20 protein-coding genes and 1 tRNA gene are annotated in these 26,241 nt (G+C 62.7%); 12 read left to right on the plus strand and 9 right to left on the minus strand.

The window, feature by feature from the left end; translation table 11 throughout:
• The first annotated feature begins 147 nt into the window (after window positions 1–147).
• Window positions 148–642, plus strand: a complete 495-nt coding sequence (locus VE092_RS06645) for a dihydrofolate reductase (RefSeq protein ID WP_324875066.1) — start codon at window positions 148–150, stop codon at window positions 640–642.
• Between the two features lie 193 nt (window positions 643–835).
• A complete protein-coding gene (locus VE092_RS06650) occupies window positions 836–3,088 on the plus strand; it encodes an arginine/lysine/ornithine decarboxylase (protein ID WP_006464376.1) in 2,253 nt (750 codons plus the stop codon).
• A 147-nt stretch (window positions 3,089–3,235) separates the two neighbouring features.
• On the opposite strand, the gene VE092_RS06655 is transcribed toward VE092_RS06650, so the two are convergent.
• Together VE092_RS06655 and VE092_RS06660 are read right to left on the minus strand one after the other, a co-directional pair.
• Window positions 3,236–3,766: a chromate transporter gene (locus tag VE092_RS06655; protein ID WP_006464377.1), complete on the minus strand. Its 531-nt coding sequence runs from the start codon at window positions 3,764–3,766 to the stop codon at window positions 3,236–3,238.
• A complete protein-coding gene (locus tag VE092_RS06660) occupies window positions 3,763–4,401 on the minus strand; it encodes a chromate transporter (protein WP_324875070.1) in 639 nt (212 codons plus the stop codon). Before VE092_RS06660 ends, VE092_RS06655 begins: the two co-directional genes overlap by 4 nt.
• A 106-nt stretch (window positions 4,402–4,507) precedes the next feature.
• On the opposite strand from VE092_RS06660, the gene VE092_RS06665 reads away from it, so the two are divergent.
• Window positions 4,508–5,434, plus strand: coding sequence for a LysR family transcriptional regulator (locus tag VE092_RS06665; protein ID WP_324875072.1), 927 nt, complete (start codon window positions 4,508–4,510; stop codon window positions 5,432–5,434).
• Between the two features lie 99 nt (window positions 5,435–5,533).
• Here VE092_RS06665 and dcd read toward each other — a convergent pair whose 3' ends face one another.
• Both dcd and hrpA read right to left on the minus strand, forming a co-directional pair.
• Window positions 5,534–6,103, minus strand: a complete 570-nt coding sequence (gene dcd / locus VE092_RS06670) for a dCTP deaminase (protein ID WP_006464380.1) — start codon at window positions 6,101–6,103, stop codon at window positions 5,534–5,536.
• A gap of 120 nt (window positions 6,104–6,223) precedes the next feature.
• A complete protein-coding gene (gene hrpA, locus VE092_RS06675) occupies window positions 6,224–10,306 on the minus strand; it encodes an ATP-dependent RNA helicase HrpA (protein ID WP_324875074.1) in 4,083 nt (1,360 codons plus the stop codon).
• A 187-nt stretch (window positions 10,307–10,493) separates the two neighbouring features.
• Here hrpA and argA point away from each other — a divergent pair, with 187 nt between their 5' ends.
• From argA to VE092_RS06690, 3 genes are all read left to right on the plus strand, one after another.
• Window positions 10,494–11,807 (plus strand): amino-acid N-acetyltransferase, encoded by a 1,314-nt coding sequence (argA, locus tag VE092_RS06680; RefSeq protein WP_324875076.1) that lies wholly within the window; start codon window positions 10,494–10,496, stop codon window positions 11,805–11,807.
• 95 nt (window positions 11,808–11,902) lie between these two features.
• The gene (locus VE092_RS06685; protein ID WP_006464383.1) at window positions 11,903–12,175 is read left to right on the plus strand and encodes an oxidative damage protection protein; all 273 of its coding nucleotides are present in this window, start codon (window positions 11,903–11,905) and stop codon (window positions 12,173–12,175) included.
• Between the two features lie 152 nt (window positions 12,176–12,327).
• On the plus strand, window positions 12,328–15,108 hold the full coding sequence (locus VE092_RS06690) for a pitrilysin family protein (RefSeq protein WP_324875105.1): 2,781 nt from the start codon (window positions 12,328–12,330) through the stop codon (window positions 15,106–15,108).
• A 92-nt stretch (window positions 15,109–15,200) separates the two neighbouring features.
• On the opposite strand, the gene rpiA is transcribed toward VE092_RS06690, so the two are convergent.
• The 3 genes from rpiA to VE092_RS06705 all read right to left on the minus strand — a co-directional run bounded on the left by rpiA (window position 15,201) and on the right by VE092_RS06705 (window position 18,720).
• The gene (gene rpiA, locus VE092_RS06695; RefSeq protein WP_324875079.1) at window positions 15,201–15,881 is read right to left on the minus strand and encodes a ribose-5-phosphate isomerase RpiA; all 681 of its coding nucleotides are present in this window, start codon (window positions 15,879–15,881) and stop codon (window positions 15,201–15,203) included.
• 82 nt (window positions 15,882–15,963) lie between these two features.
• Window positions 15,964–17,727, minus strand: a complete 1,764-nt coding sequence (locus VE092_RS06700) for a cation:proton antiporter (RefSeq protein WP_324875080.1) — start codon at window positions 17,725–17,727, stop codon at window positions 15,964–15,966.
• A gap of 480 nt (window positions 17,728–18,207) precedes the next feature.
• Window positions 18,208–18,720: an Lrp/AsnC family transcriptional regulator gene (locus tag VE092_RS06705; RefSeq protein ID WP_324875082.1), complete on the minus strand. Its 513-nt coding sequence runs from the start codon at window positions 18,718–18,720 to the stop codon at window positions 18,208–18,210.
• Between the two features lie 204 nt (window positions 18,721–18,924).
• On the opposite strand from VE092_RS06705, the gene VE092_RS06710 reads away from it, so the two are divergent.
• Complete coding sequence (locus tag VE092_RS06710) at window positions 18,925–20,067, plus strand: branched-chain amino acid ABC transporter substrate-binding protein (protein ID WP_324875085.1); 1,143 nt, start codon at window positions 18,925–18,927, stop codon at window positions 20,065–20,067.
• A gap of 169 nt (window positions 20,068–20,236) precedes the next feature.
• Here the strand turns inward: VE092_RS06710 and VE092_RS06715 are convergent, their stop codons facing one another.
• The gene (locus VE092_RS06715) at window positions 20,237–20,560 is read right to left on the minus strand and encodes a plasmid stabilization protein (RefSeq protein WP_324875087.1); all 324 of its coding nucleotides are present in this window, start codon (window positions 20,558–20,560) and stop codon (window positions 20,237–20,239) included.
• A 317-nt stretch (window positions 20,561–20,877) separates the two neighbouring features.
• Between VE092_RS06715 and VE092_RS06720 the strand changes: the two genes are divergently transcribed.
• The 5 genes from VE092_RS06720 (at window position 20,878) to VE092_RS06740 (ending at window position 24,682) form a co-directional block, all read left to right on the plus strand.
• A complete protein-coding gene (locus VE092_RS06720) occupies window positions 20,878–21,384 on the plus strand; it encodes a hypothetical protein (protein WP_324875089.1) in 507 nt (168 codons plus the stop codon).
• A gap of 105 nt (window positions 21,385–21,489) precedes the next feature.
• Window positions 21,490–21,565: transfer RNA gene (locus tag VE092_RS06725), tRNA-Thr, on the plus strand.
• 599 nt (window positions 21,566–22,164) lie between these two features.
• A complete protein-coding gene (locus VE092_RS06730) occupies window positions 22,165–23,130 on the plus strand; it encodes a helix-turn-helix domain-containing protein (RefSeq protein WP_324875091.1) in 966 nt (321 codons plus the stop codon).
• 125 nt (window positions 23,131–23,255) lie between these two features.
• Window positions 23,256–23,987 (plus strand): alpha/beta hydrolase, encoded by a 732-nt coding sequence (locus VE092_RS06735; RefSeq protein WP_324875093.1) that lies wholly within the window; start codon window positions 23,256–23,258, stop codon window positions 23,985–23,987.
• 14 nt (window positions 23,988–24,001) lie between these two features.
• A complete protein-coding gene (locus VE092_RS06740) occupies window positions 24,002–24,682 on the plus strand; it encodes an OmpW/AlkL family protein (RefSeq protein ID WP_324875095.1) in 681 nt (226 codons plus the stop codon).
• Window positions 24,683–24,925: 243 nt separating this feature from the next.
• Here VE092_RS06740 and VE092_RS06745 read toward each other — a convergent pair whose 3' ends face one another.
• Window positions 24,926–26,026 (minus strand): porin, encoded by a 1,101-nt coding sequence (locus VE092_RS06745; RefSeq protein WP_324875097.1) that lies wholly within the window; start codon window positions 26,024–26,026, stop codon window positions 24,926–24,928.
• Window positions 26,027–26,241: the final 215 nt, after the last annotated feature.

The following is a 26,241-nucleotide window of genomic DNA, read 5'->3' on the forward strand; positions in this document are numbered from 1 at the left end:
AGGGCAGGAGCAGGTGCAGAAAGTTCCGTGCCGCAGCATGGCTGCTGTAACATTATGCGTCTGAAGAAATCATCACCCGCGCCGTGTCGGCCTGCTCCGGCCGGCTCGCCCCTGTTTCCACCGCTTCCAGGCAAGATACCCATCCGCATGACCACACCTTCCGGCCAGCTCACCATCGTCGTCGCCACCGACCTCAACAACGGCATCGGCATCAACAACACCCTGCCCTGGCGCCTGCCGGAAGACCTGGCCCACTTCAAGCGCACCACCTCGGGGCATGCCATCCTGATGGGCCGTAAGACCTTCGAATCGATCGGTCGGCCGTTGCCCAATCGCCGCAACATCGTCATCACCCGCAATGCCGACTGGCAACACGCCGGCGTGGAGAGCGCGACCTCGCTGCAGGCGGCTGCAGCCCTGGCCGGCGATGCTCCGGCCTTCATCATCGGCGGTGCCCAGATCTATGCCGAGGCCCTGCCGCTGGTGGACCGCCTCATCATCACGCGCATCGCCAGCAGTTTCGACTGCGACGCCTTCTTCCCGGCCATCGACGAGCAGCGTTGGCAGGAGACGGCGCGCGAGGAACACCACTCCGAAACTTCCGGATTGGACTACGCTTTTGTGACGTACCAAAGACGTTGAATCGGGTCCGGACAGCGGCTGTTGTTTTTTCCCGTTTTTGCTTAAACTGCGCACCTCTTTAGCGCATATCTGCGACAATCCCGCTTTCATTTTTTCCGGCGCGCAAGCACTGCCAGCCCAGGCGCTCTTCTTTTCACCCCCTGCGCGCGTCCGCCTACCCGGCGCCCCACGCGCGCGAAGCCTGGAGAATTCCATGAAATTCCGATTCCCCATCGTCATCATCGACGAAGACTTCCGCTCCGAGAACACCTCGGGCCTGGGCATCCGCGCCCTGGCTGACGCCATCGAAGCCGAAGGCATGGAAGTGCTGGGCGTGACCAGCTATGGCGACCTGGCCCAGTTCGCACAACAGCAGTCGCGCGCCTCGGCCTTCATCCTGTCCATCGACGACGAGGAAATGGGCGCCGGCTCCGACGAGGAAACCGACCACGCCCTCAAGGCCCTGCGCGCCTTCGTCAGCGAGATCCGCCACAAGAACGCCGACATCCCCATCTATCTCTACGGTGAAACCCGCACCTCGCGCCACATCCCCAATGATGTGCTGCGCGAACTGCACGGCTTCATCCACATGTTCGAAGACACCCCGGAGTTCGTGGCCCGCCACATCATCCGTGAAGCCAAGTCCTACCTGGACGGCCTGGCCCCGCCCTTCTTCCGCGCCCTGGTCGATTACGCCCAGGATGGCTCCTATTCCTGGCACTGCCCCGGCCACTCCGGCGGCGTGGCCTTCCTGAAGTCACCCGTGGGCCAGATGTTCCACCAGTTCTTCGGCGAGCGCATGCTGCGCGCCGACGTCTGCAACGCCGTGGAAGAACTGGGCCAACTGCTGGATCACACCGGCCCGGTGGCCAATTCGGAACGCAATGCAGCGCGCATCTTCAATGCCGACCACTGCTACTTCGTCACCAACGGCACCTCGACCTCCAACAAGATGGTGTGGCACTCCACCGTCGCCCCCGGCGACATCGTGGTGGTGGACCGCAACTGCCACAAGTCCATCCTGCACTCCATCATCATGACCGGCGCGATTCCCGTGTTCCTGATGCCCACCCGCAATCACCTGGGCATCATCGGACCGATCCCGCTGGAAGAGTTCACCCTGGAAAGCATCCAGCGCAAGATCGAAGCCAACCCCTTCGCCCGCGAAGCCAAGAACAAGAAGCCGCGCATCCTGACCATCACCCAGTCGACCTACGACGGCGTGGTCTACAACGTCGAAACCCTGAAGGACATGCTCGACGGCGAAATCGAGACCCTCCACTTCGACGAAGCCTGGCTGCCGCACGCCACCTTCCACGACTTCTACAAGGACATGCATGCCATCGGCAAGGACCGCCCGCGCGCCAAGAAGTCGCTGATCTTCTCGACCCAGTCGACCCACAAGCTGCTGGCCGGCCTGTCGCAGGCCTCGCAGATCCTGGTGCGTGAATCGGAAACCGTGAAGCTGGACGAGGATGCCTTCAACGAGGCCTTCCTGATGCACACCTCGACCTCGCCGCAATACTCCATCATCGCCTCCTGCGACGTCGCCGCGGCCATGATGGAAGCTCCCGGCGGCACGGCGCTGGTGGAAGAAAGCATCATCGAGGCGCTCGACTTCCGCCGCGCCATGAAGAAGATCGACCAGGAGTTCGGCGATGAATGGTGGTTCCAGGTCTGGGGCCCCAACAGCTTCGCCGCCGACGGCATCGGCGAGCGCGAAGACTGGGTCATCAAGGCCGAGGACGACTGGCACGGCTTCGGCGACCTGGCACCGGGCTTCAACATGCTGGACCCGATCAAGGCCACCATCGTCACCCCCGGCCTGGCCCTCAACGGCCAGTTCGGCGAGACCGGCATCCCGGCTTCCATCGTGACCAAGTACCTGGCCGAGCACGGCGTGATCGTGGAAAAGTGTGGCCTGTATTCCTTCTTCATCATGTTCACCATCGGCATCACCAAGGGCCGCTGGAACACGCTGGTGACGGCACTGCAGCAGTTCAAGGACGACTACGACAAGAACCAGCCGATCTGGCGCATCCTGCCCGAGTTCGCCCAGCGCAACCCGCGCTACGAGCGCCTGGGCCTGCGCGACCTGTGCCAGCAGATCCATGAGACCTACCGTGCCTACGACGTGGCCCGCCTGACCACCGAGATGTATCTCTCGGACATGCAACCGGCCATGAAGCCCTCGGATGCCTTCGCCAAGATGGCCCACCGCGAGATCGACCGCGTCCCCCTGGATGAACTCGAAGGCCGCGTCACCTCGATCCTGCTGACACCGTATCCGCCGGGTATTCCGCTGCTGATCCCGGGCGAAATCTTCAACAAGACCATCGTCGATTACCTGAAGTTCGCCCGTGATTTCAACGAGAAATTCCCTGGCTTCGAAACGGACGTGCACGGTCTGGTCAAGCGCGAAGTCAACGGCCGCCGCGATTACTTCGTGGATTGCGTCAAGCAATAAGCCTCAGCGCTGAACGTAAAAAAACAGCCGATGCCTGCGAAGGCATCGGCTGTTTTCTTTTCGGGATCGACATACCCACTCCCGTTCGGACTGAGTAGCGGCTCTACCGCGTATCGAAGGCGCAGGGACTCCGCGCCAGCCGCGCCGTCAGAAAGTGCCGAGATAGAAGAACCCCGCCAAGGCCCCGCCAAACAACAACCACAACGGATGGATCTTGGTCTTGAGCGCGATGATGGCGGTGGCCGCCGTGATCGCCGCCAGGAAGCCATGGGTAATCGAGGCCTGGGCGATCAGCAACGCCGATGCCGCCACCAATCCGCCGGTCACCGGGAGCAACCCGGCCTGCACGTGACGCCGCCATGGCTTGTCCTTGAACCTCTCCCACACGTGAAGCATGATGATGGTGATGATGGACGACGGCCCGAACTTAGCCAGGCTGGTCACCAGCATCCCCCAGAAGCCGGCCACATGCCAGCCCACCAGGGTCACCACCATCAGGTTGGGACCGGGCGCGGCCTGGCCCAGGGCAAACAGGGCACTGAAATCCTCGGCCGTCATCCAGTGATGCACCTCCACTACCTGGCGTTGCATCTCGGGCAGGATGGTATTGCCGCCACCGAAGGCCAGCACCGACAACTGCGTGAAGATGATTGCCAATGCGATCAGGGTCTGGCTCATTGCGCGCCCTCCTTCTTGACGGTGTCCTTGCCGCTATCCTTGGCAGCAGTACCCTGCGGCCTGGCGGCGAAACGCTCGCCGTAGCGGGCGGTCAGGATCACGCTGATCGGCGTCATCACCAGCATCACCCACAGCAGCGGGATGCGCAGCAAGGCGATGGCCACGAAGCAGACGATGGCCACCACCGCCAGTACCAGGTTCTTGCGCAACGGCAGCGCGATCTTCACCGCCATCTGGATCAGCAGCCCGGCCGCGGCCGCGGCCAGTCCGGCGAAGAGGTGCTTGACGTTGGGATCATGCTGGAAGTGTTGATAAATCATCCCCAGCAGGATCACGACGATGGACGGCACCGCGATCAGTCCGGTGATGCCTGCCAGCGCACCCTTCCAGCCGCGGAATTTCATGCCCAGCGCCACCGACAGGTTGATGATGTTGCCGCCCGGCAGAAACTGGCACAGCCCCAGCAGTTCCACGAATTCAGGGTCGGTCAGCCAGCGCCGCCGTTCCACGATCATGCGATGCGCCAGCGGCAGCGCCCCGCCGAAGGCGGTCATGCCCAGGCCAAGGAAGCCCAGGAACAGTTCTCGGGTAGTGGGGACAGGCCGCTCTGGGGCCAGGGGATCGGGAGTGCTCATCGTCGTCTCATGCAGGCGCGGCGTGATTGCCGCATGGATGAAAGGCTACTCTTGGGGAGGGTTTTTGTCTAATATATGTCAGATAGCCTATCCATATTCATACGATATGTCACCTGCCATCGACCTGCGCCTGCTGCGCTATTTCATCGCCGTTGCCGAAGAGGGCCACCTGACCAAGGCGGCCGAACGCATCGGCATCCAGCAACCGCCGCTGTCGCAGCAGATCCGCGTGCTGGAGCGCGAGCTGGGCGTGACCCTGTTCAACCGCCTGCCACGCGGCATGGAGCTGACCGATAGCGGCGCAGCCCTGCTCGTCGACGCCCGCGCCCTGCTGGCCCAGCTGGATACCACGGTGGCCAGCGTACGCCGCATCGCCCAGGGCAAGATGGGGCGCATCGCGGTGGGATTCACCGAATCGGCCTCGCTGCATCCCTTCGTGCATTCGGTGATCCGCGCCTTCCGCGCCGATGCGCCGGACGTGATCATGACGGTAGAAGAGAGCAATACCAACGAACTCATCGAATCACTGCGCGGCAAGCGGCTCGACCTCGCCTTCGTGCGCTCGCCGGTGGGCGACGCCAGCGGGCTGACGATAGAAACCATGCTGGTGGAAGACATGGTCGCCGCGTTACCCATTGACCATCCGCTGGCCGATGGCGGCAAGCGCAAGAGCATCGCCCTGCACGCCCTGGCCGAGGAATCCTTCATCATGACGCGCCGGCCCAACGGCCCCGGCCTGTACGACACCATCATCGCCGCCTGCCACGCGGCCGGCTTCTCGCCACAGGTGCTCCAGGAGGCGCGCAAGAACCTCTCCACGCTGTCGCTGGTCGCGGCAGGCGTCGGTGTGGCGGTGATCCCGGCGTCGATGACACGGGTCAATGCGGAGGGGGTGGTGTATCTCAAGCTGACCGGCGCTACGGACCTGAAGGCCCCGCTGCACCTGGCCTATCGGACCGGCAGCATCAGCGGCGCGGCGCGACTGATGCGGGAAGAGGCGTTGAAACTGAGCGCCGGCCGCAAGCGCCGTTGAACACGTACGACATATGGCAGAAGCGTAATCCATACAAAGAAGGCTTCCCGCAGGAAGCCTTCTTTGTAAATTGTTTACAAGCTTTACGACACGACGCGCTCAGGTCTTGGGCAAGGTCACGCCATGCTGGCCCTGGTACTTGCCGCCGCGATCCTTGTAGGAAGTTTCGCAGATTTCATCGCTCTCGAAGAACAGCACCTGGGCACAGCCTTCGCCAGCGTAGATCTTGGCCGGCAGCGGCGTGGTATTGGAAAACTCCAGGGTGACGTAGCCTTCCCATTCCGGTTCGAAGGGGGTGACGTTGACGATGATGCCGCAGCGCGCATAGGTGGACTTGCCCAGGCAGATGGTCAGCACGCTGCGCGGGATGCGGAAGTATTCGACGGTACGGGCCAGCGCGAAGGAGTTGGGCGGGATGATGCAGACATCGCCCTTGAAATCCACGAAGGATTTCTCGTCGAAGTTCTTTGGATCGACGATGGTGGAATTGATGTTGGTGAAGATCTTGAATTCGTCGGCACAGCGGATATCGTAGCCATAGGACGAGGTGCCGTAGGAAACGATCTTGGCCCCGTCCGCCGACTGGCGCACCTGCCCCGGCTCGAAGGGTTCGATCATTCCTTCCTGCTCCGCCATGCGGCGGATCCACTTGTCTGACTTGATGGCCATGGTGTTCGACGTACTCGACTGATTCAAAGAATCACGCATTTTACGCGAAAATCGGTGGAAATTGGCTGAATCGCAGCGTGGAAGCGGTTTTCGGGCCGTGCCACGCTGCCAATCACGTACCTAGCGCTGCATGCTCTCCCACACCTTCTGCAAGCGCTTCACCGACACCGGCATGGGCGTCTTCAGCTCCTGCGCATACAGCGATACGCGCAATTCCTCCAGCATCCAGCGGAACTCGGTCATCTTGGGATCGGCCCGGCCGGCGCGGTCCTTCAAGGCACGCTGGTAAGGCAGCGCCACCGAGTTCCACTCGCCCAGCAGACGGGTATCACGGGCCGGGTCGGCGCGCAGCTTGTCCAGGCGCACGTTGATGGCCTTGAGGTAGCGCGGATAGTGGCTGAGGTTGCCATAGTCGGTCTCGGCCACGAAACGCTTGCCCACCAGTTGCGAAAGCTGCGCGTGCATGTCGGTCGCGGCCTGCGCGTGGGCCTTGATGCCCTGCAGCTTCTTGGGCAGGGCGTGATATTCGGCCAGGATCTGACTGCACAGACGGGCGATTTCGTTGACCAGCAGACCCAGGCGGGCCTTGCCTTCGTCGCGCCGACGATTGAATTCGTCCGCATTGCGGGGCAGCGGGTCCTGCAGGAAGGCGCGTTCCAGGCCGGCATTCAGGATCTGCTCGCGCAATTCTTCCTGCGAACCCAGGGCCATGAATTGCATGCCCATCTGCTGCAAGCCGGGGATGTTCTTCTCCAGATACTTCAGCTGCTCCTTCATCTGCAGCGCGAACAGGCGGCGCAGGCCGGCGTAATGGAAGCGCGCAGCCTCGGCCGGGTCGTCGAAGACTTCCAGGTCGCAATGCGTCTTGCGGTCCACCAGCGCCGGGAATCCGATCAGGGTCTGTGCCTGCTTGCCGCTGCCTCGGGTGATTTCCAGCAGTTCGGGCAGCTCGCCGAAACTCCAGCCGGTGAGGTTGCTGTACTCGCCTGCGGAAGCCGGTGCAGCGCTTGTCGATGCCGCGGCGGTGGAGGTGGCTGCTCCCTTGGGCGCCGTCTTCTGGGTCGCCGGCATGGCAGCCTCGTCGTCGCTGTCGTCACGCGGTGCGATGGCCACCTGCTCGGCCAGCTTCTGGAACTGCTGGCGCGCCTGGCCGCCAAACTCGGCTTGCAGGGCGGCGAGGTTGCGGCCCATTTCCAGCTGACGACCATGTTCGTCGATGATCTTGAAGTTCATCGCGTGGTGGGCCGACAGGGTTTCCTGCTTGAAGTCGCTGGGCTTGACCAGGAGCGTGATCTGTTCGCGGATGTCGGCGATGATGGCGTCGATCAGGTTGCCGCGTCCGAAGGTCTTGCTTTCTTCCATGCGCTCGCAGAAACGCGCTGCGTAATCGGGCAGCGGCACGCAGTGGCGGCGCAGTTTCTGCGGCAGGGATTTCAGCAGCAGATGCACCTTTTCCTTGAGCATGCCCGGCACCAGCCATTCACAGCGGTCCGCCGAGACCTGGTTCAGGGCATACAGCGGCACGGTCAGGGTGACGCCGTCACGCGGGGCGCCCGGTTCGAAGTGGTAGGACAGCGCCATGGCGATGCCGGCCACGTTCATGGTCTTGGGGAAGAGCTCGGTGGTGACGCCGGCCGCCTCGTGGCGCATCAGGTCGTCGCGGTTCAGGTAGAGCAGCTTGGGATCGGCGGCGGTGGCCTGCTTGTGCCACTTCTCGAAGTCCACGCCGTTGCAGATGTCGTGCGGGATCAGCTTGTCATAGAAACCGATGATGAGCTCGTCATCCACCAGCACGTCCAGGCGGCGCGACTTGTGTTCCAGGTTCTCGATCTCGCGGACCAGCTTCTGGTTGTGCGCGAAGAACGGGGCGCGGGTCTCGAAGTCGCCACCGACTAAGCCATCACGGATGAAGATCTCGCGGGCCTCGGCCGGGTTGATGTTGCCGTAGTTGATGCGGCGCTGGCTGTAGACCACCAGGCCGTAGAGCGTAGCGCGTTCGGAGGCAGTGACTTGCGCCGCGCGTTTTTCCCAGCGCGGCTCGCCCCAGGATTTCTTCAACAGGTGGCCGCCCAGCTTTTCCAGCCACTCGGGCTGGATGTTGGCCACGCAGCGGGCATACAGGCGGGCGGTATCGACCAGTTCGGCGGCCATCACCCAGCGGCCGGGTTTCTTGGTGAGGTGTGCGCCGGGCCAGATGTTGAACTTGATGCCGCGTGCACCCAGGTATTGCGCATCGTCCTCGCTCTTGAAGCCGACATTGCCCAGCAGGCCGGTCAGCAGCGCCAGGTGCAGCTGGTCATAGGTGGCCGGGGCTTCGTTCAGGCGCCAGCCCTGTTCCTTGACGATGGTCAGCAATTGCGAGTGGACGTCGCGCCACTCGCGCAGGCGCAACTGCGAGAGGAAGTTCTCGCGGCAATGCTCCTGCAGCTGGCGATTGGATTTCTTGTGGGCGATGGCGTCTTCGAACCATTTCCAGATCTTCAGGTAGCTGGCGAACTCGGATTTCTCATCGGCGAATTTCTTGTGCGCGTTGTCGGCCGCGTTCTGCGCGTCCATCGGCCGGTCACGCGGGTCCTGCACCGAGACGGCGGCGGCGATGATCAGCAATTCGGTCAAGCAGGCATTGTCGCGACCGGCCAGGATCATGCGGCCCACGCGCGGGTCCAGCGGCAGGCGCGCCAGCTGCTTGCCCAGGGGCGTGAGGCGGTTCACGCCGTCCTGCTCTTCTACCGCGCCCAGCTCCTGCAGCAGTTGGTAGCCATCAGCGATGGCGCGCCCCAGGGGTGGTTCGATGAAGGGGAATCTCTCCACGTCCGTCAGGTGCAGCGACTTCATGCGCAGGATGACCGAGGCCAGCGAGGAGCGCAGGATTTCCGGGTCGGTGAACTTGGGGCGCTGCAGGAAATCCTGCTCGTCATACAGACGGATACACACCCCTGCCGCCACCCGGCCACAACGGCCGGCGCGCTGGTTGGCGGCCGATTGCGCCACCGGTTCGATCTGCAGCTGTTCGACCTTGTTGCGATAGCTGTAACGCTTCACGCGCGCCAGGCCGGCATCGACCACGTAGCGGATGCCCGGCACCGTCAGCGAGGTCTCGGCGACGTTGGTGGCCAGCACGATGCGTCGGGCATTGCTGGTCTTGAAGACGCGCTCCTGGTCCTGTGCCGACAGCCGGGCAAACAGCGGCAGGATTTCCACATGCGGCGGATGGTGCTTGCGCAGGGCTTCGGCAGCGTCGCGAATCTCGCGCTCACCCGGCAGGAACACCAGCACGTCGCCGGAACCGATGCGGGCCAGCTCATCGACGGCATCGACCACGGCATCCATCAGATCGCGTTGTTCGCGGTCCTTCTGTGCCTGGCTGGCACGGCCTTCGGCACGGGCGCGGGCCTGCGCCACCTCGGTGGAGACGCCGCTGCGGTCGGCATTGTCGATGGGACGGTAGCGGATTTCCACCGGATACAGGCGGCCCGAGACCTCGATCACCGGAGCCGGTACGATCTCGCCCTTGACCTCGCGGCCGAAATGGCGGGCGAAGCGGTCGGCGTCGATGGTAGCCGAGGTGATGATGATCTTCAGGTCGGGACGCCGGGGCAGCAACTGCTTGAGGTAGCCCAGCAGGAAATCGATGTTGAGGCTGCGTTCATGCGCCTCGTCGATGATGATGGTGTCGTACTGGCGCAAGAGCGGATCGGTCTGGGTCTCGGCCAGCAGGATGCCGTCGGTCATCAGCTTGATCCAGGCGCCCTTGGACAGGGTGTCGTTGAAACGCACCTTGTAGCCCACCAGCTCGCCGGGCGGGGAATTGAGTTCCTGGGCGATGCGCTTGGCGGTGGACGAGGCGGCGATACGTCGCGGCTGGGTGTGGCCGATCAGGCCCTTTGCGCCACGGCCCAGCTCCAGGCAGATCTTGGGCAACTGGGTGGTCTTGCCGGAACCGGTCTCGCCACTGACGATGACGACCTGGTGGCGACGCAGCGCCTCGGCGATTTCGTGGCGGCGGCCGGAGACCGGCAGCTCTTCGGGGAAGGTCACCGGCGGCAGCGGGTTGCGCACCGGTGGCGCGGCGTCAGCGGCGGGATCGGCGCGACGCGGGGCGCGGCCGTCGCGGCCATTGCGCTCATTGCGCGGGCGCTCCTGCTGCGGGTTCTTCTGCGGCTCGGCGCCGGGCGTGGTGGTGGGTGCTTTGGTAACGGACATGAGGCCGACATTATACCTGCCGCGACCCGCCCGGTCAGGCTGCAGGCGGCTGCACGGGCGATGGTGCAGGATGGTCGGGGCAGCCGGGAGCCACACCGGCCCCGCTTTGCAACATCTGACCAAGAAATGTTGCCGTCAACGGTCCGCAAGCCTACGTCCAGCGCCGACGCTGGTTATAATGCGCGTCATGGAAAAACAGACCGAATTCGTCAACTGGCTGCGTTCCGTCGCGCCCTATGTCCACGCCTTCCGCGGCAAGACCTTCGTGGTCGCCTTCCCGGGTGAGCTGGTCACGGCCGGCGGCCTGCAGGTACTGGCCCAGGATCTCTCGCTGCTGCATGCGCTGGGGATCCGGGTGGTGGTGGTGCACGGCTCGCGCCCGCAGGTGGCCGAGCAACTGGCCCTGCGCAATGTCGAGGCGCACTTCCACAATGGCCTGCGCGTGACCGACAGTGCCGCCCTGGAGTGCGCCAAGGAAGCCGCCGGCGAGCTGCGCCTGGATATCGAGGCCGCCTTCAGCCAGGGCCTGCCCAATACGCCGATGGCGCATTCGGCCATCCGCGTCATTTCCGGCAATTTCGTCACGGCCCGTCCGATGGGCGTCTTCGATGGCGTCGACCTGCAACTGACCGGCGTGGTGCGCAAGATTGCCGCCGACGTGATCCAGCCGATCATGAATGCGGGCGGCATCGTCCTGCTCTCGCCGCTGGGATTCTCGCCCACCGGGGAAGCCTTCAACCTGACCATGGAAGACGTGGCGGTCTCGGCGGCCATCGCACTGCGCGCCGAAAAGCTGATCTTCCTGTCGGAAACGCCGATGATGAAGGACGCCGCCGGGGCCGAGATTCGCGAACTCTCCTCGCACCAGGCTGAAGCCGTGCTGTCGGCGGGCTTCCTGCCATCGGATGCGGCCTTCTACCTCGCCAGCGTGGTCAAGGCCTGCAACGCAGGCGTCTCGCGTGCCCACATCGTGCCGTTTGCCACCGATGGCTCGGCCCTGCTGGAACTGTTTACCCACGACGGCGTGGGCACCATGGTCACCTACGAGAACCTGGAAAGCCTGCGCCAGGCCACCATCGAGGACGTGGGCGGCATCCTGAAGCTGATCGAACCGCTGGAAGCCGATGGCACGCTGGTCAAGCGCGGCCGCGAACTGATCGAACGCGAAATCCATTACTTCTCGGTGATCGAGCACGACAACGTCATCTTCGGTTGCGCCGCCCTCTATCCCTTCCCTGAGGCACGCATGGGCGAGATGGCCTGCCTGACGGTCAACCCGGAAGTGCAAGGCCAGGGCGATGGTGACCGTATCCTGAAGCACATCGAGACCCGCGCCCGCGAAGCCGGACTGACCAAGCTGTTCGTGCTCACCACGCGCACCTCGCACTGGTTCCTCAAGCGCGGCTTCGTACTGGCAGGCGTGAACGACCTGCCACAGGACCGCCAGCAGATCTACAACTGGCAACGCAAATCGCAGGTGCTGATCAAGAACCTGTATTGAATTTTTTCGTCAGGACGTGAGCAGGCTCAACCGCTGACCCCCATCGCAGGCCCGCCCGTCCCAGGCATTTCATCTTAACGAACCAAGGAATCGACATGGCACGCATGGTCCACTGCATCAAACTGAACAAGGAAGCCGAAGGCCTGGACTTCCCGCCCTATCCGGGTGAACTGGGCAAGCGCATCTATGAAAGCGTCTCCAAGGAGGCATGGGCCGCCTGGCTGAAGCACCAGACCATGCTGGTCAACGAAAACCGCCTGATGCTGGCCGATGCCCGCGCCCGCAAGTACCTGGCGGCACAGATGGAAAAGCACTTCTTCGGCGAAGGCGCTGATGCGGCTGCCGGCTTCGTGCCGCCCAGCGAATAAGCAGACGATCGGGTGGCCGCGATAGCCGCCCGTCCGCACACCGCCGCTCTGGTCCGCCACGGCGGCGTTTTTTTGCCCCAAGGCCGCAGATGGCACGGCACGGCTGGGTCTACAATGCCGACTTCGCATCCGATTTCCTGCTGGAGTCCATCTTGTCCCTGCGTCATCTGCGCCTTGCCCTTCTCTGCTTCAGTCTCGGCTTCACGCTCGCCGCACCGGCCGCGCGGGCCGCCACCCCGGCCGCCGCTACCGTCCGCCCGGCGGGGGCGATGGCACTGCCGATGGGTGTCACGGCCGGCCCCAGTGCCGAAGGCATCAGCGAATACCGGTTTGCCAACGGCTTCAAGCTGTTGCTGCTGCCGGACGATTCCAAACCCACGGTGACCGTCAACATCACCTACCTGGTCGGCTCGCGTCACGAGAACTATGGCGAGACCGGCATGGCGCACCTGCTGGAACATCTGATGTTCAAGGGATCGCCGCGCTATCCGGCCATTCCGCAGGAGTTCAGCAAGCGTGGCATGAACTTCAACGGCACCACCTGGCTGGACCGCACCAACTACTACGAGACCTTCCAGGCCGGCCAGGACAACCTGCAATGGGCCATCGCCATGGAAGCCGATCGCATGGTCAATTCCAGGATTGCGCGCAAGGACCTCGACAGCGAGATGACCGTGGTGCGCAACGAATTCGAAGCCGGCGAGACCTCGCCCTCGCGGGTGATGTTGAAGCGCATGCAGAGCGTGGCCTATGACTGGCACAGCTATGGCCGCAATACCATCGGTGCGCGCAGCGACATCGAGAATGTCCGCATCGAGAACCTGCAGGCCTTCTATCGCACCTACTACCAGCCAGACAATGCGGTGCTGCTGATCGCCGGCAAGTTCGCGCCGGCCGAGGTGCTGCAATGGGTCAACCAGACGTTTGGCCGTCTGCCCCGCCCCAAGCGCAAGCTGCCCGAATTCTGGACCGTGGAGCCGACCCAGGACGGTGAGCGCCAGTTCGCCATCCGCCGTCGTGGCGACCTGCAACTGGTGGCGCTGGGCTACAAGATGCCTTCCGCGCTGCACCCGGACGCAACCGCCCTCTCCTTCGCCAGCGATATCCTGGCCGACACGCCCAACGGCCGGCTGCACAAGTCGCTGGTGGAGACCGGACTGGCGACGGCGGTCTATTCGATGCAGCTCAGCGGCTTCGCACCGGGACTGCAGATGGTCGTGGCGCAGCTCAAGGCCGGAGTCGACATCGAACCCGTCAAGCAGGCCATGATCGCGGCCGTGGAATCCTTCAGCACCAAGCCGCCGACGGCCGAGGAAGTGGCGCGCCTGCATCGCGAGAGCGCCAACAATTTCGAGACGCTGCAGAACAATCCGCAACAGATGGCCGTGGCCATGTCCAATGCGATTGCACGTGGTGACTGGCGGCTGGTATTCATCGACCGCGACCTGGAGCAGCGCCTGGGCAGTGCCGACATCGCTGCGGCTGCCGCCAGGTATTTCCGCCGCGACAATCGCACCGTGGGCCTGTACCTGCCGGAAGATCACCCGCAACGCAGCGAGGTCCCCGCCGCGCCCAGCGTGGACTCACTGCTGGCGCAATACCAGCCGCGCCCCGCGATCGCTTCCGGGGAAGCCTTCGACCCGGCACCCGGCAACATCGAACAGCGCACTACCCGTATCGCACCGGGGCAGCCGCCGCACGCCTCGCTGAACCTGGCACTGCTGCCCAAGAAGTCGCGTGGGCAGACGGTATCGGTGAGCATGAACCTGGAATTCGGCGATGCCCAGAGCCTGTTCGGCCAGCGTGCCGTGGCCCAGTTGACGGCTGCCATGCTCCTGCGCGGCACCGAGAAACTGGACCGCCGGCAACTGGCCGATGAGATCACCCGCCTGAAGATCAACGGCGATATCTATCGTTTCCAGACCACGCGCGACAACCTGGTCCCGGCACTGGCGCTGGCCGGCGAGGTGCTGCGCCATCCGCGCATGGACCCGGCCGAATTCACGCAGCTGAAGAATGAAACACTGGCGGCGCTGGAAGCCAACCGCAAGGAACCGGACGCGCGCGCAGCCGAAGCCCTGCAACTGCACTTCGATCATTACCCTCCGGGTGACTGGCGCGCCGCGCAGACGCTGGAACAGCGCATCGCCGCCGTGCAGGCGGTCACGCTGGAGCAGGTGAAGGCCTTCCACCAGCGCTTCTACGGGGCCTCGCATGGCGAACTGGCCATCGTCGGCGACTTCGACGCCGCGGCCGCGCGCAGCGCCATCGACCAGGCCTTCGCCGGCTGGGCCAGCCCGGCCCCCTATGCGCGAGTGCTGCAGACCTGGGCCGAGATTCCCGCCCGGCGCATCGTCATCGACACGCCCGACAAGGAAAACGGCGTCTATCTGGCGCGTCAGAACATCCGCCTGCGGGACGACGACCCCGACTATCCGGCCCTGGCGGTGGCCAACTACCTGCTCGGCGGCTCCAGCCTGAAGTCGCGCCTGGCCGATCGCATCCGCCAGCAGGATGGCCTGTCCTACGGCATCAACAGCGGCCTGCAGATCGGCGCCATCAGCGATGCCGGCTATTTCGGCATACGCGCCATCGCCGCGCCGCAGAACCTGGACAAGGTGGATGCCGCCGTGCGCGAGGAAATCACGCGCCTGATCCGCGACGGTTTCACAGAAGAAGAACTGCTGCGTGCCAAGTCCGGCATCCTGCAGCAGCGCAACCAGCAGCGTGCCGGGGATGGCGGCATCGCCACCAGCTGGACGGCGCTGATGAACCTGGATCGCAGCTTCCTGTGGCAGCAGCAGCTGGATTTGAAACTGGCCGACCTGAAGCTGGCGCAACTCAACGCAGCGGTGCGCAAGTATCTCGATCCGGCGCGCATGACCGTGGTGATCGCCCGGGACCAGGCCAAGGCCAAGCCGGGGCAGCCCTGATCGACGTCGATGGCAACAACGAAAATGGCCGTGTCTCGCGACACGGCCATTCTTTTACATCTTGCAGAAACGATGAAACTACTGCAGGCGCTTCAGAACTCCAGCTTCTTGACACCGTCGGCGGTGCCCAGCAGGCAGACATTGGCACCCTGGCGGGCAAACAGACCATTGGTGACTACGCCGACGATATTGTTGATCTTGTCTTCGATATCGGCCGGATCGGTGATGGCCAGGCCCAGCACATCGATGATGTAGCAACCGTTGTCGGTCACCAGCGGCTGGCCATCGCCATTCTTGTTCAGGCGCAGACGCGGCTCACCGCCCAGCGCAGCCAGCTTGCGCGCCACCACGGCGTGCGACATGGGGATCACCTCCACCGGCAGCGGGAATTTGCCGAGCACGTCCACCAGCTTGGAACCATCGGCGATGCAGACAAACTTCTGCGCCACCGAGGCCACGATCTTTTCGCGAGTCAGCGCAGCGCCACCGCCCTTGATCATGGCGCCACCGGCATTGATCTCATCGGCGCCATCGATATACACAGGCATGGTCTCGACCTCATTGAGATCGAACACCGTGATGCCGTGCGAACGCAGGCGTTCGGCGGTCGCCTCGGAGGACGCTACCGCGCCCTTGATGCGATGCTTGATCTTGCCCAGTTCATCGATGAAGAAATTGGCGGTGGAGCCGGTACCCACACCGATGATTTCGCCATCGATCACGTAGTCGATGGCGGCCTTGGCCACAGCCAGCTTGAGTTCGTCTTGAGTCATTTTCTTTAGTCCAACGTAAATAAAACCCTGAGATCCGGTTTTCCGGAAGCCCTAAATTCCCGTGCAGCGGGATGATCGCGGCTCAGTGCACGTCATCCGGCTTCTCGTCCAGCGTCTCGAACAGCGCGATCTGCAACCGTGAATGCAGCTTGACCAGCTTGCTCCAGAGCAACCACAACAGCCCGGCTGCGGCTGCCAGCACGAAGGCCAGCAGGTTCAACGGCGGCAGGATACTGGCGCTCAACACGAAGATCAGCAGCATGATGCCGACGATGGACATGATGGGCAAGACTTCCGCCACCACCTTGCGCACCCCGGAAGTATACGCTCCCGCGAACTCGGGCTTGACGCTGACCTCGGCCAGCAGCATCGACAAGGCCTGCAGCTTGCGATAGGTGGCGATCAGGAATGGCAGGGAAAGCACCAGCGCGCCACCCCAGATGATGGCTTTCTGCACATCGGAATCCGGCGTCCAGGCCGACAGCTGGCGCGAGAGGCCATCGACGAAGAAGGCACCCCCGATGAAGATGGCGATCACCAGTGCCAGGTTCACCATCACCTGCATCAGGATGCGGCGGATGATGCGCGTGAGTTCGGCGCGGTCGCCGGTCGGTTGCAGGCTTTCCAGCCAGTTGGAGTACATGCCCATCAGCCCGGATACGCGGGCCGGCACCAGGGTGACCGCCTTGGCCGAGAGCGGGTCGGCAGCCTTGATCAGGTAGGGCGTGAGCAGTGCGGTCACCGCCGACACCGCCACCACGATGGGATAGAGGAAGTCGCTGGTGACCTTCAGGCTCTGCCCCAGTGCGGCGATGATGAAGGAGAACTCGCCGATCTGCGCCAGGCCCATGCCCACGCGCATCGGCGTGCGCCCGCCCTGCCCGGCCACGAAGGTCCCCAGACCGCAGCTGATGAGCTTGCCGAAGACCACGGCCAGGGTGATGACGGTGATCGGCATCCAGTACTTGACCAGCACGTTGGGATCGAACAGCAGGCCGATGGCCACGAAGAAGATGGCGGAGAACATGTCACGAATCGGTTCGACCAGGCGTTCGATGCGATGCAAATGGCGCGACTCGGCCATCACCGCCCCCACCAGGAAGGCCCCCAGCGCCACACTGTATTGCAGCTTCATCACCAGCAGGCAGAAGCCGAAGAGGATGCCCAGCACCGCCACCAGCAGCATCTCCTGGCTCTTGAAGCGGGCGATGAAGCTCAGCAGGCGCGGCACCGCGAGGATACCCACCACCAGCGAGACAGTCATGAACAGCACCAGCTTGCCCACGGTGGTGAAGACTTCGGTGGAATCGACCGAACCGCTGGTGGCCACACCGGAGAGCAAGGCGATCATGCCGATGGCCAGGATGTCTTCCACGATCAGGATGCCAAAGATGATCTGGGCGAACTTCTCGTTCTTCATGCCCAGCTCGTTCAGGGCCTTGACGATGATGGTGGTGGAGGACACGGCCAGCATGGCGCCCAGGAAGATGGCGTCCATCCGCTTCCAGCCGAAATACAGGCCGATCTCGTAGCCGATCCAGATCATCAGCAGGATTTCTGCGGCGGCGGCAATGAAGGCGGTGGCCCCGACCTTGGCCAGTTTCTTGAGACTGAACTCCAGCCCCAGCGAGAACAGCAGGAAGATGACGCCCAGCTCCGAGAGGATGTGCACGGTCTTCTCATCCTGGATCAGGTCGTACGGCGGGGTATGCGGGCCGATGATCACGCCCGCGACGATATAGCCCAGCACCACCGGCTGTTTCAACTTGTTGAAGACAACGGTGACGATGCCGGCGATGAGCATGATGATCGCCATGTCCTGGATGAATAACTCGACTTCGTGCATCGTGCGGGGATTCCTTTCTGTTCGATCTGTTAGAGATGGCGGTGCGCGGCGATTACCGGACCTGCCGGTCCCACCTTGGTCACCCAGGGCTGGCCGGGCAAGGCTGCGCCCTGCGGATCGCGTGCCGCGGACGGTGGATGTTGGGGAATACTGGGTGCTGCCGATGGGCCGGCCTGGCTGGCGCCGGCACGGGATGCTGATCTGTGTCCGCTCTTGCTGCCTGTGACCACGATACTGCCCCGGCGAGGACGCAGTGCCGGCCCGACCTCTTCGCCTGCGCACCGCTGGATAGGGGGAAAATAACACAACTGACAAGTTCCCCGCAATGCAAACAGCATGCCTGCCCGCAGGCGAGCCCCGTTCCAGCCACCGGCACGGCCGTCGGCCAGGCAATTAAACTTAGTAAATGTGGCCCGTCCCGCTAGGCGAAACGGTCGCCAGATCTAACAGTATCCCACCGCCGGCAGCGCCGGCAGTGCATCAGCCCGGTACGCGCACCTGCACCTCGACAGCCTTTTCATCGAAGGCGATGCGGGTGGTGAACTTGGCCCGCTTCATGGGGAAGCGCGACTGGAAATGGCGCACATTGCCGGAACCCGAGATCACACGTCTGACGAACTGGTAATAGGCATCCATGTCGATGACGTGCACTGCCAGGAAGTAGTCGTATTCGCCCGAGACAAAGTAGCACTGCATGACTTCGGCCTCCTTGGCCATGCGCTGCTCGAAGTCCTGCATGTGCTGGTCCGACTGGTTGTTCAGCGAGATTTCCAGGAAGGCCAGCATGCCGTAGCCCAGCGCGAAGGGATCGACCATCGCCACCTCGGCGCTGATGATGCCGGCCTCGCGCAGATCGCGGATACGGCGCAGACAGGTGGGCTGCGAGATGTGCAGTTTTTCCGCCAGTACGCGGGTGGAAATCTGGTTATCCTTCTGCAGCATGTTGAGCAGCTTGCGATCCACCTTGTCGAGCGTATGAAGTTTGGCAGGCATGGGACAAATATGAGGATGATTTACAGGTAGGCCGCTCAAAAAAAACTTGGCTTTGCCGATTCTTATGTTGTACCGTCTGCATTATTCAGAAAGTCGGGGACGAAAGCAAAGCGGGACGCCAGGTCACCGCAACAGGGATCTGAATAAAGCTGTGTAGTGAGACAAAACATTAAAAGTGGTCAATCCAATCTACAGAGGAAATCTATGAAACTCAAGAGCGCCATTATTCCATTAACCGCTGCTATTGGTATGGCATTCGCAGGCGCCGCGCATGCCCAGGAAGTGGTCAAGATCGCCCATGTCGGCCCGCTGTCCGGTCCCAACGCCCACATGGGCAAGGACAATGAGAACGGCGCCCGCATGGCGGTCGATGAACTGAACGCCAAAGGCTTCACCATCGGCGGCAAGAAGGTCAAGTTCGAACTGGTTGGCGAAGACGACGCGTCGGACCCCAAGCAAGCGACTGCAGTGGCCACCAAGCTGGTCGACCAGAAGGTCGCCGCGGTGATCGGCCACCTCAATTCCGGCACCACCATCCCGGCTTCCAAGATCTACAGCGACGCCGGCATCCCGCAGGTGTCGCCCTCGGCCACCAACCCCAAGTACACGCAGCAAGGCTTCAAGACCACCTTCCGCGTGGTAGCCAACGACGCGCAACTGGGCGCAGCCCTGGGCAAGTACGCGGTGCAGAAGCTGGGTACCAAGCATATCGCCGTGATCGACGACCGCACCGCCTACGGTCAGGGCGTGGCTGAAGAATTTGCCAAGGGCGCCAAGGCTGCCGGCGGCACCATCGTGGGCACCCAGTTCACCAACGACAAGGCCACCGACTTCAATGCCATCCTGACCTCGCTCAAGGGCAAGAAGCCGGACGTGGTTTTCTTCGGCGGCATGGATGCGGTGGGTGGCCCGATGCTGCGCCAGATGAAGCAGCTGGGCATCAGCGCCAAGTTCATGGGCGGCGACGGCATCTGCACCGGTTCCCTGCCCAGCCTGGCCGGTGACGGCCTGGGCGACGACCAGGTGGTGTGCGCCGAAGCAGGCGGTGTGGATGAGTCCGGCAAGAAGGGCATGGACGACTTCCGCGCGGCCTACAAGAAGAAGTTCGGCATCGACGTCGTCTACAACGCAGCCTATGCCTACGACGCCACCATGACCGTGGCTGATGCCATGGCCAAGGCCGGCTCCGCCGATCCCAAGAAGTACCTGCCCGAACTGGCCAAGATCAGCCACAAGGGCGTGACCGGCGTCATCGCCTTCGATTCCAAGGGCGACATCAAGGATGGCTCGTTGACCCTGTACACCTACAAGGGTGGTCAGCGTACCCTGCTGGCAGTGACCAAGTAAGTGCCGAGGGCGCGCATGGCGCGCACCGGTCACCACGGCCGCCAGCGGCATCATCGCCGCCTGATGTAAGCAACGCCCCCGATGTGAATCGGGGGCGTTGTGGTGTTGAGGAAACCGAACGCGTTGAGAAGACCGGTGCAGCCGGTCCTGGCGACGGCGGACCGCTACGCTAGGCCAGAGCCTTTTCGAGCTGTGCCTTGTTCATCCCCGAGCGTCCCTTGATATTGCGTGACGCTGCTTCGGCATACAGCTGCTTGAAAGTACGGCCGCCGCTTCCCTGATGGGAACGCATGCCGCCACGCCGCGAGGGCGACATGTCGTGCAGGGAAGTCTTGCTCGCGGAATGCGCCTCGCCGTGCTGCGCCCTTTCCTTGTTGACGGTCCGCGCAGCGATTTCCTCGGCCCGCCCTGTACTGGCACCCCGCTTGAGGACGCCGGACTTGATATGCTCGTATTGACGTTCGCGCTTATTGCTCCATGCGGATTGGGGCATGATCACCTCCTGTCGGGCTGTGCCCGCTACGCGCCTGGCGGCGGGCATGATGAAAAAGTGACGCTGATGAAACCTGCGATGCATTCATCCTAGAAATTCCTTGCCGCTTCTGCCATGCGACTGCCGCTGATATCGGTGTAAGACATGCAGCAGGCCCCTAAACCGACGGGGCATGAAGATTCCACACGGAAATGATTTTGGGCGACTCACATCCGCCACTTTCGGCCTCGCCGCCCCCCATCCTCATCAGCTAAGACAACCTTTCTGCAACTGCTCAGTCCAATCGGTCTCAACGACAAGACGAAAGGGGAACATTGATGAAGCGGATCACGACGATATTCGGGGTGGTACATGGCACGATTGCGGTGCTGTTTGCGCTGGGCGCGCTGGCGCTGATAGCCATCGCAGCCCGGATGGGTTTCGAAGCGCTGACTGAAGGCATGGGTCTGCCGCAAGCCCAGGCCCTGATCGAGGCCATCGGGATCCTGGCGGCGGCGGTGGTGGCCTTCCAGATTGCCGAGACCATCACCGAAGAGGAGGTCGTCCGCGACGCCAACATCAGCGCCCCGACCCGGGTACGACGTTTCCTGTCGCGGTTCTTCGTGGTGGTGATCGTCGCCCTGGCCATCGAAGGCCTGGTAATGACCTTCCGCGCGGTACACGAAGAAGCCGCCGACCTGCTGTACGCCGCCGCGCTATTGGCGGGTACTGGCGCGTTGCTGGCAGCATGGGGATATTTCATTTATTGCAACCGCGCGGCCGAGGAACTGGAACCGGATGCCATGAAAGAGGCCAAGGAGGAAGACAGGAAGATTGACGGCTGAGTCGGGGCGGCGCCCCTTCCCCCCTTCCCATTGGGGCGATGCCCAGGGAAATTTCCCATGGGGAGTGGAACTAGGGAAAAGAAACCGCTATAATCGCGGACTTTTGCTGATGTAGCTCAGTTGGTAGAGCAACTGATTCGTAATCAGTAGGTCGACGGTTCGATTCCGCCCATCAGCACCAATAGATTCAAGCACTTAGGCCAACTCTCGGAGTTGGCCTTTTTGCTTTTCGGCGTCATGTAAGCGTCATGTAACCGGATCGAGGCGATACAAATCAACGGCGATCCATCAAACAAAGGGCGAAAGACCTAGGACGCTACTCGTACTTGTACGAAGCGCTCCAGAATCTCCGAGCTAAAATCAACGCCCCCCATGCGCAGTTTTCGATGCAATTCAACGGCCGTGCTTCCATAGGTCCAGGGTCATGCGTGAGCACCCAGTTGCAACGAACGGCGCGTGCACTTGGCACTAGGCCACCGATCACCTATCCAGTTCAAGGCACAACTCGCCCGGCAAGCCGCTAGAGGGCAAGAGTTGGCTGGAAAAGAGGACGAGGTGACACATCCACAGAGACCATTTCCACCCAGAAATATCATGCCCCGTGATATTGAAGATCACGCCCGTTGCATGTCGCGGCGATGGCCCGGCTTATATAATTGGCTAATAAAACACCAGGCCCATTCCTGATGATGGAATGGGCCTTGGAAAAATCAGGACGCACACGCACGGAGACGACCGCAGCCATCATGCACTCCGGCGATCTTCTGACTGGAGACAAGCATGGGCCAGGGCACCCGGGTCTGGACTACGGAGACGGTTCAGTCCACACAGCGTTTTGATTACTGGGTCGGCGCAATCTGCGAATGCTTCCTCGAAATGGAAGCCGACAGTGGCATGCGCAAGGAGTTTTCGGCGCGACTGGAATCGACTGAGATGGCCGGGCTACATCTGAACCGCGTCACCGGCAGCGCTCAGGATGTCTACCGTACGCGCGGCGCCATCAGCCGCGGCAATGGCAATTACTACTACCTGCTATGCAAGGAAGCGACACCCTGCAATATCGTCCAGCACAATCGCAATGAGGCGCGTCTGTTGCCGGGCGACCTGGTGTTGATCGATTCGCGGCAGCGCTATTCACTGCATTTTCCGGAGCGGGTCGATACCCTGTCGATCCAGTTGCCCATCGGTTGGCTGGATGCCTGGCTGCCCGATGCCCAGCAGATGCTGGGCCGCCGCGTGGACGGCAACGGCGGATGGGGTGCGGTGCTGGCTGCCTATCTGCGTCAGGCCGCAAGCGCGGCATCGGCTTTGCCAGCGGCGCAGCATCGGGACCATCTGGGTGGACTAATCGCGGCCGCCTTCGTTACGGCTGCTAGAGAGTCGGTCATCGCGGAGGACGATCATCTGAACGAACGTATCGAGGCCGCAGTGGGCGCGCGCTTTGCCGAGCCCGGCCTGAGCGCCACCGAAGTCGCCGACAGCTTGGGCATCTCGGTGCGAACGCTCTATCGGGCACTGGCGCGTAACAAGCAGAGCTTTGCCGCGCTGCTCAACCGTCACCGGCTGGCCGCTGCACGACGCATGCTGGGCTCGCCTGCATGCCGGCATCTGACGATCGCCGAGATCGGCCGTCGGGCTGGCTGGCTCGATGCGTCGCATTTCACCCGCACTTGGCTGGCACATACCGGCCAGCGCCCCAGCCAGAGCCGGCGTGAGCCTGCCAGCAACATTTCCCGCACTGATTGAAGAAAGGTTTTTAGTGTGACCAACAGCCTGGCACTGAGCGGCCAGAGTGGCGGCAGATAACGGCCATCCGGCAGCAGTGCCATGCGCCACCATGCAGTCTCCCACTACAACATCATGGAGACAGCATGACTACCGATACCTATGTCCTGGTGCATGGTGCCTGGCACACAGGCGACACCTTCGAATCCACCGCTGCGCACCTGCGCGAACAGGGGCACATCGTTCACTACCCCACACTCGTGGGAAACCGCCCGCAGGAAGACTACCGGACGGTCAACCTGCAAGACAGTATCGATTCGCTGGTGCAGTACCTGGAACAGCATGACCTGCATCAGGTACGTTTGCTGGGTCACAGCTATGGCGGCATGCTCATCTCGGGCGCGGCCGATCGTGTGGCACACCGGTTGCAACGCCTGATCTATCTCAATGCGTTTGTGCCGCTGCCTGGAGAGAGCCTGGCGGACATGACGCCGCCGCATTACCGCGAATTATTCCAGTCGCTGGCAGAAGCCAATCAAGGGGCTATCATGCTGCCCTATCCGATCTGGCGCGAAAACTTCATCAACGATGCCAATGCCACGCTGGCGCAGCGCGCCTTCGATCAGTTGCATCCGCAGCCCTATCGCTGCCTCACCGATGCGCTCGCCCTGAGCCAGCCGACGGCCGCCCTCATGCTGGGCAAGTCCTACATCAACTGCCGTCAAGACACCGCACTGCCGCACAGCCTGCCCTGGCATCCGCGTCTGTCAGAACGTCTCGGCCTGTTCCGTTACGTGGAGATGGATGGCAGCCACGAGGTCATGTTCACCAACCCGACGGCACTGGCGCAAGCCATCGTGGTCGCCGGTCGCGATTGAAGAGGGAGAGCCACATGAACCTCACACATCGCCTTGCCTGCGTCGCCACGGCCACCATGCTGCTGCCGGCAAGCTGCGCGCTGGCCCAACAGTCTTCAGCCGCACCGGCGTCCCCATCGCCGTGGAGCTTCTACGCCGGCTATGCCCACATCGGCTTCTCTGCCTCTGCTACCGTCAAGGTCAATGGCGCACAGGTCAATGGCGGCAACGCCAGCGCCGGCGACAACAGTTCGCTCGCCTTCGGCGTGATCTATCACTTCGATGAGCGCTGGAGCGCCGAGCTGGCTATGGGCCTGCCACCGACGGCAACACTCAGCGGTGCCGGCACGCTCTCCAGCGCCGGCAAGCTGGGCAAGGTCACCTACGGGCCGGCAGTGCTGTCGCTGCGGCACAGCTTCCTGACCGATGGTCCGGTGCGGCCCTACATCGGCGCGGGCATCAATTACACCCATGTGTTCAGTACCGACGATGGTTTTGTGCGCGATCTGAAGGTCAAGAGCGCCTTCGGTCCGGTGCTGCAGCTGGGCGTGGCCATTCCCTTGAAGGATCGCTGGAGCTTGCTACTGGATGTGAAGAAGATCTGGGTCAGCACGACAGCCACCGGAACGCTGCCGGCCTTCGGCGGCGCCGCCACGACATCCGATGTGCGTCTCGATCCGCTGGTGAGTACGCTCACGCTCAGTTACCGCTTCTGATTTATCTGCGTCTCCCGACAGGGTCCGACGGGACACGCAGGTGTGTCGTCGGGTCTGCGCTTCCGGCCTTTTCCCTTTTACTCCTCAATCGTTGCGTTCTTGAGCACATTAAAAATGGCCCGCCATCTGGCGGGCCAAACAACGACATTACTCTGCACGCAAGTGTCGCAAGCGATGTCCAGGGTAGTTACGGCGAGTATCCCTGTCCTTCCCTTCTGAAGACGGCCACCGATCCCGTTGCCCCTAGAACATATGGCGAATACCAGTCATCACGCCAAACTGGTTCTTGCCGGCGCCGACCGTACCGCCAGCATCAAGGGCCAAGGCCGAGGTCCCGCCGTTCTTGATGTAGCCCATCGACGTATAGATGGCCGTGCGCTTGGAAAGATTGTATGTGAGCCTTGCCACCGACATCGTTGCGTCATTGCTGCTGCCCTTGACGTTCAGGCGTATCAGCTGGCCGTCCAGCACCAGGGCCGCAGAGAAGGGATAGCTGGCACCCAGGTAGTACAGATCGGAGTCGGTGTTCACATTGCCGACAGCGCGTGTGCGGCGATCGATGATTCCTCCGCCCAGCTTGACCTCACCCAGCATGACGTATCCGTTCAGCGTCACGCGCTGGTCGGTGTTGCCGCTGCTGCTGAGGCCGCCGGAAGCGCCGGTATTGCCATACATAATGTCGTAAGATGAATTTATGCCAAAACCCTTGCCGTCATAGCCCAGCAAGCCGGTCACCTGGCGGCAGGCCTTGGCATTGCCAGCCACCTCGCCCGGGCAGTTGGTGGCAGAGGGGCCGCCGGCGGAGGCAGTGTCACGACCGAAGCTATACGTGGCACCGACGGTGAAGCCGTTGAAATTACCCAGGTAGCCGATGGCGTTATCACTACGCGCATTGGGCAGGTAGCTGTCGATGCTGTTGATGGAGAACAGGCTGGGGCCGATGACGTCGCTCTTGGCAGTGGCCAGGAAGGTCATGTTGATCTGGCGTCCCAGCGATACCTGGCCCCAGCCGCCTTTGAGGCCCACGAACGATTGCCGGCCGAACAAGCGGTTGCCCTGCCCCATACCGCCACTGTCGGGGGCGAAGCCGGACTCCAGGACGAACAGGGCCTGCAGGCCATCGCCCAGGTCTTCGCTGCCCTTGAATCCGATACGCGACGGATAACTGCCGGTCAGCGACGGCATCTTGATCACGGAATTGCCGTTTGCATTGGCATTGGTTGTATAGGCCACGGCACTGTCGATGATCCCGTAGATCATCACCGACGAGCCTTGCGCGTGCGCCGCGCTGGACAACACCATCCCAGCCAGCGTCATGGCGCCGGCGATTTTCATCTTCTGCATGTTTCCTCCGTTAGTTGTGGAAAGAATGGCGCCGCGTAGCCCGGTCTGTCTGCCGGCTATCGTTTTTCTGTGGGCGCGCTCCGTAATGTCGCTGTCAGTTCTTGCCTGCCCCGGTCGGGAAATCCCGGACGCCTGCCGGCCGATGAATCACTCCGCATCCGGCTGGCGCGCCGGATGGGCATCACGGAAAGCGTCCAGCTGTTCGCACTCGTCGG

The sequence above is a fragment of the Herbaspirillum sp. genome (genome assembly GCF_035644555.1).
Taxonomy (GTDB): Bacteria; Pseudomonadota; Gammaproteobacteria; order Burkholderiales; family Burkholderiaceae_D; genus Herbaspirillum.